Consider the following 5426-nt stretch of genomic DNA (forward strand, 5'->3'; position numbering starts at 1 on the left):
AGCGGATCGTGCGGCGGCTGGGCGCGGCGGAGGGCGGTGTGGTGGTGCCGCCGCGGTACGACCTGGGGGGCTGGCAGGAGGGCGACGGGGTCTTCAACGCCGCCGCGCTGGCCTCCTACACCCGCACGCTCGCCGACCGGATCGAACACCATGTCCGCGGCGGGGACTTCCCCGTCGTTCTCGGTGGTGACTGCTCGATCCAGCTCGGCGCCTCGCTCGCGCTGCGCCGCCTGGGGCGGTACGGGCTCGTCGCGGTCGATGCCTCGCCGGACTTCCGGCACCCCGGCAACTCCTCCCGGATCGGCGCGGCCGGCGGCGAGGAGGTCGCGCTCGCCACCGGGCGGGGGCAGGACGACCTGACGGACCTCGAAGGGCTCAAGCCCTATCTGCGCGACGAGGACGTGCGGTTCTTCGGGGTCCGTGACGCCTTCCGGGACGACGAGGACTGTGTGGAACTCGCCGCCCTGGGGGTCCCCGTGGTGACCGTCGGCGACCTGCGCGAGCGGGGCGCGGACGCGCTCGCCCGGGCCACCGCGCGGTCCTTCCCGAGCCCGGAGGTGTCCGGCTTCTGGGTCCACCTGGACGCCGACGTGCTCGACCCGGATGTCATGCCCGCCGTGGACAGCCCCGACGCCGACGGGCTCCTGCCGGCCGAACTCGTCGCTCTGCTGCGCCCGTTGCTGGCCTCCCCGCTCTGCGTCGGGTTCAACGTCACCATCTACGACCCCGATCTCGACCCGGACGGCACGGCGGGGGCGCTGCTCGCCGACATCGTGGTGGACGCCTTCGCCCGGTCGTGACCGGCGGGTCCGCCGCGCCCGGGGACGGGCGTGCCGCGCGGCGGGTGTCCCTCGCGGGACGGGCGCGTCGCCGCGGCGGGTTCCGCGCGGCCGGCGGGCGGGCCGGCCGGACCTGACCGGGGCGCCGGCGGGCCCCGGCCGCGGGGTGCCGCCGGGGCCACCCCGCCCGGCGCCCGCCGGACCGTCGCCGGCGGCACGGCCGGTGAGCCTCCCGCGGGCACCGGCGGCAGGTGACGCGGATCACTCCCGCCGGCCGTCCGCACCGGTGTTCCGTCAGGTACCCTCGGGCGCTCCGAGCTTCACTAGTCAAATTTGAGGAATGCGTCATCGCTGTGACCCCGCCCTCCACGGCAACCCCCTCCGAGATCGCCGGCCTCGTCCGCTGCTCCGCGGTGTTCCTGCCCGCCGACCCGCCGCGCACCGGCACCGTCGCCTTCTGGCACCCCGACGGCCCGCCGGCCGCCTCCGCCGGCCGGGCCGGGTCCCTGACCGTCGTCGTCCGTGAAGGCTCCGGCACCGCCGACCGTACGGTGCCGGCCCTGCTGCTGCCGGTGCGGGAGGCACTGCCGGTGCTCACCCGGGCCCGTGCCGCCGCCGCGCACCCGGCCGCGGCCTACTGGGGGTCGGTGGCGGTCCTGGCCCTGCAACTGACCGCGCGCGGACGGCTGCTGCCCGGCCTCACCGCCACCGACCACGACGCCTGGCGGGCGGGCCCGCTCACCCCCGAGGACCGGCGGCGGGTGACCGCCCTCGCCGCCGCCATGCCGCCGGAGGCGCGCGCCGTGCCGCTGCCCGGGACGGATCCCGTACTGCTGCCCGAGGCCGAGCCGCTGGTCCGCGCCTTCCTCGACGCGGTCGCCGACGGGCTGCCCCGCACCCCGGCCGCGGCACTGGCCGCCGGCGGGCCGGCCTTCGCCGCCCCGGAGCCGCGGCGCATGCCCGAACACCGCTCCTGGGCCGCGGAGATCGCCGCCGGCCACGACGCGGGCGTGAAGCTGTCGCTGCGCATCGAGGTCACCGGCCCGGCCGGCCCCGCCGACGACGACACCGCGGCCGCTCCCGGGCTGCGCGCGGTGCTCCAGGTGCACAGCCTCGCCGATCCCTCACTGGTGGCCGACGCCGCCGCGGTGTGGACCGGCGCCGACCCCGTGCTCCGCCTCTCCCCGCGGGCCCGGATGGACGCGCTGCTGACCCTGCGCCGGGCCGCCCGTGCCTGGCCGGCGCTCGAACCGCTGCTGTCCGCCGCCGTGCCCGACGCCGTGGACCTCGCCGACGAGGAGGTCACCGAGCTGCTGGGCCCGGCCACCGCGGCGCTGGAGGCGGCGGGGGTACGGGTGCACTGGCCGCGGGCGCTGGCGCGTCCGCTCACCGCCCGGGCGGTGGTCGGCGCGGACGGCGACGGCCCCGCCGACCGGCCCGGTTCCGGGCCGTCCCTGCTCTCCGCCGACGCCCTGCTCCGCTTCGACTGGCGCTTCGCCCTCGGCGACCAGCGACTGACCGCGGCGGACCTGGACCGGCTGGCGGAGGCCGCCCGCCCCGTCGTCCGGCTACGCGACCAGTGGGTGGTGATCGACCCGGAGGCCGTCCGCCGGGCCCGGGACCGCTCCCGCACCGAGCACCGGATCAGTCCGGTGGAGGCGCTGGGCGTGGCGCTCACCGGACGGGCGGAGACCCCCGACGGCCCGGTGGAGGTGGAGGTGACCGGCCGGCTCGCCGCGCTGCGGGACCGCATCGCCCGGCCGGAGGACACCGACCGGCGGCCGGTGGCGCAGCCCGCCGCGCTCGCCGCCACCCTCCGCGACTACCAGCTGCGCGGTCTGGACTGGCTGGACCGGATGACCTCGCTGGGGCTGGGCGGCTGCCTCGCCGACGACATGGGTCTGGGCAAGACCATCACCCTCATCGCGCTGCACCTGCACCGGCAGACCCTGCCGGAGGCGGCCGGCCCGACCCTGGTGGTCTGCCCGGCCTCGCTGCTGGGCAACTGGCAGCGCGAGATCGAACGGTTCGCCCCGGGCACCCCGGTGCGCCGCTACCACGGGCCGGGCCGGTCCCTGTCCGGCCTGGCCGACGGCGCGTTCGTGCTCACCACGTACGGCACCATGCGGCTGGACGCCGCCCGGCTGGCCGGCGCCGGCCCGTGGGGACTGCTCGTCGCCGACGAGGCGCAGCACGTCAAGAACCCCTTCTCGGCCACCGCCAAGGAGCTGCGCACCATCGGCGCCAAGGCCCGGGTGGCGCTCTCCGGCACCCCGGTGGAGAACAACCTCACCGAGCTGTGGGCGATCCTCGACTGGACCACGCCCGGACTGCTGGGCACGCTGGGGGCGTTCCGCCGCCGCTACGCCCAGCACATCGAGGGCGGGGCCGGCGACCCGGCGGTGGCCCGGCGGCTGACGAGCCTGGTGGCGCCCTTCCTGCTCCGCCGCCGCAAGTCGGACCCGGGGATCGCCCCCGAGCTGCCCCCCAAGACCGAGACCGACCGCGCGGTCGCGCTCACCGCCGAGCAGGCCACGCTCTACGAGGCGGTGGTGCGCGAGTCCCTGGCGGAGATCTCCGGCGCCGACGCGATGGCCCGGCGCGGTCTCATCGTCAAACTCCTGACCTCGCTCAAGCAGATCTGCAACCACCCGGCGCAGTACCTCAAGGAGGACCGGCCGCGGATCACCGGGCGCTCCGGGAAGCTGGAGCTGCTGGACGAACTGCTGGACACCCTCCTCGCCGAGGACGCCGGCACGCTGGTGTTCACCCAGTACGTCCGGATGGCGGAGATCCTGCGGCAGCACCTGGCCGACCGCGGGGTGCCCACGCTGTTCCTGCACGGCGGCACCCCGGTGGCGCGCCGGGACGCGATGGTGCGCTCCTTCCAGGAGGGCGAGGCGCCGGTGTTCCTGCTGTCGCTGAAGGCCGCCGGGACCGGTCTGAACCTCACCCGCGCCGAGCACGTGGTGCACTACGACCGGTGGTGGAACCCGGCCGTGGAGGACCAGGCCACCGACCGCGCGTACCGCATCGGCCAGACCCGGCCGGTGCAGGTCCACCGGCTGATCGCGGAGGGCACCGTGGAGGACCGCATCGCGGCCCTGCTGGAGCGCAAACGCGAGCTGGCGGACGCGGTGCTGGGCGCCGGCGAGGCCGCGCTCACCGAACTGTCCGACGCCGAACTGGCCGAACTCGTGCAACTGACGGGGAGTGTGCGATGAACGGACACCACGACGACGAGCCCGGCGGCGCGTACCCGGGCGAGGACGACGGGGAAGCCGCCGTCACGGTGCACATCGCGCCGCCGCCGGCCGGCGGTAGGTCCTTCGCCACCACGTGGTGGGGGCGGGCCTGGCTGCGGGCGCTGGAGGACACCGCGCTCGACGCCGGGCAGCTGCGGCGCGGGCGCCGGTACGCCCGGGAGGGCGCGGTGGGCGCGATGACGGTGCGCCCGGGCCGCGTCACCGGGGTGGTGCGCGACCCGGACGGCACCTCCTACCGCTCGGACGTGCTCCTCCAGGAGCTGGACGAGGCGGCCTGGGACCGGCTGCTGGAGGTGGTGGCGGACCGCGCCGGGCACATCGCCGCACTGCTCGACCGGGACATGCCGGCCGAACTGGCGGAGGACGCGGCGGCGGCCGGGGTGGACCTGCTGCCCGGCATCGGGGACCTGGAGCCGGAGTGCGGCTGTGACGCCTGGGACCACTGCCCGCACACCGCGGCACTGTGCTACCAGGTGGCGCGGGTGCTGGACCAGGACCCGTTCCTGCTGCTGCTGATACGCGGCCGGGACGAGCGGACCCTGCTGGACGAGCTCCAGGCCCGCAGCGCCGCCCGTACCGCCGGACGCGCCGGCGACGCCGTGCCGGACGCCGCCGGGGCGTCCCCGGAGCGGCGGCCGGTGCCGGGCGTGCCGGTGGCGGAGGTGTTCGCCGCGGCCGGGCCGGCGGCCCCGCTGCCCGAGCCGCCGCCCCCGGTGCCGGCCCCGGGCCGGCCGCCCGCGCTGGACGGTGCCGGTCCCGCGCCCGGGCTGGACCCGGCGGCCCTGGAGTTCCTCGCCGCCGACGCCGCGGCGCGCGCCCACCTGATGCTGCGGGAGGCGCTCGCCCCCGGCCACGCGACCGCCCCGGTGCCGCCGGAGCCGACCCGCTGGCAGGACGCGGTGCGGATGATCGCCCGGGCAGATCCGGATTCCCCGGTCACCGCCGCCGTCGCCGGCCGGCTGACGGCCGGCTGCGGCCGGGGGCGGACCGACCTGGCGCGGGCGGTACGGGCCTGGGAGCACGGCGGCGCGGTCGCGCTGACGGTGCTGGAGGAGGAGTGGACGCCGGACGCCGAGGCGCTCGCCCGGGCCCGGGCCGGTGCGCCGGCCTCCGGGCCGGGCCGGGGCCCGGACGATCCGGCTCGCCCCGCGGGGCGGCGGGGCGAGATGGGCGTACGCCGGGCTGCTGGGCCGGTACCTCGCCACCCGGTGACTCGCGCGCCGGGGCCGCCGCGCCCCCGCCGACAGCGGGCCCGGCCGGCCGGAGGCCCGGGCGATACGACCGGTGCGGGTGACCCGGACGGCGACGCCCGGCCCCGGCACAGGGCCCCGCCCGGTCATGGCAGGGGGCCGACCCCGGTCCCGGTAAGACCCCGCCCGGG

3 protein-coding genes are annotated in these 5426 nt (G+C 77.9%); all 3 read left to right on the forward strand.

Features of this window, described 5'->3' with window-relative positions; all coding sequences use genetic code 11:
- Nucleotides 1–800: arginase family protein (locus tag IHE55_RS30240; protein WP_197992627.1), on the forward strand; the 800-nt coding region annotated here is incomplete at its 5' end.
- A gap of 332 nt (nt 801–1132) precedes the next feature.
- Nucleotides 1133–4003 carry an SCO1167/SCO6262 family helicase gene (locus tag IHE55_RS30245; RefSeq protein WP_197987339.1) on the forward strand — a complete coding sequence of 957 codons (2871 nt, stop codon included), beginning with the start codon at nt 1133–1135 and terminating at the stop codon, nt 4001–4003.
- The coding region (locus IHE55_RS30250; RefSeq protein WP_232267066.1) for an SWIM zinc finger family protein at nt 4000–5426 on the forward strand (1427 nt) is incomplete at its 3' end. The genes IHE55_RS30245 and IHE55_RS30250, both read left to right, overlap by 4 nt.

It is taken from the genome of Streptomyces pactum (genome assembly GCF_016031615.1).
In the GTDB taxonomy this organism is placed as follows: domain Bacteria; phylum Actinomycetota; class Actinomycetes; order Streptomycetales; family Streptomycetaceae; genus Streptomyces; species Streptomyces pactus.